Source organism: Salinimicrobium oceani (genome assembly GCF_012037645.1).
Genome location: NZ_JAAVJR010000558.1, coordinates 1 through 470, shown reverse-complemented (window position 1 = coordinate 470; position 470 = coordinate 1). Strand labels below are relative to the sequence as shown.

At 45.1% G+C, this 470-nt stretch carries 1 pseudogene; it reads left to right on the top strand.

Annotated elements, in window-relative coordinates:
* A pseudogene (locus HC175_RS18230) lies at positions 1-369 on the top strand (asparagine synthetase B); the annotation flags it as partial.
* Positions 370-470: the final 101 nt, after the last annotated feature.

Genomic DNA, 470 nt, shown 5'->3' with positions numbered 1-470 from the left:
GATGTGGATTATTTTACTCTTATGGAGTACTCTGCAAAGTGGGATCCTGTGCCTACCATGCTAACCCAAAATCACACCATGCTGGTTAAAGGATTTATGGGGCAAACCACGGCCTATGATCCTGCGACCATTAAACCTACAGTGTTAGTTATGGGAGAAAGCAGGATCAACGGAGAAGCAAAATATATCCACGGAATTAAAGGCAACGGTTTTTTCACCTTTTACGGAGGTCATGATCCCGAAGATTATCAGCACATGGTAGGGGACCCAAAAACCGAACTGGAACTTCATCCCACCTCCCCGGGATACAGGCTCATCCTGAATAACGTGCTCTTTCCGGCTGCTAAGAAACAAAAACAGAAGACATAGATGCTTTGCATCTATACCTTTGTAAAGACGGTCCATGGTCCGTCTCTCCTGATAGTAAAGACGGACCATGGTCCGTCTCTCCTGATAATCAATCTTATACC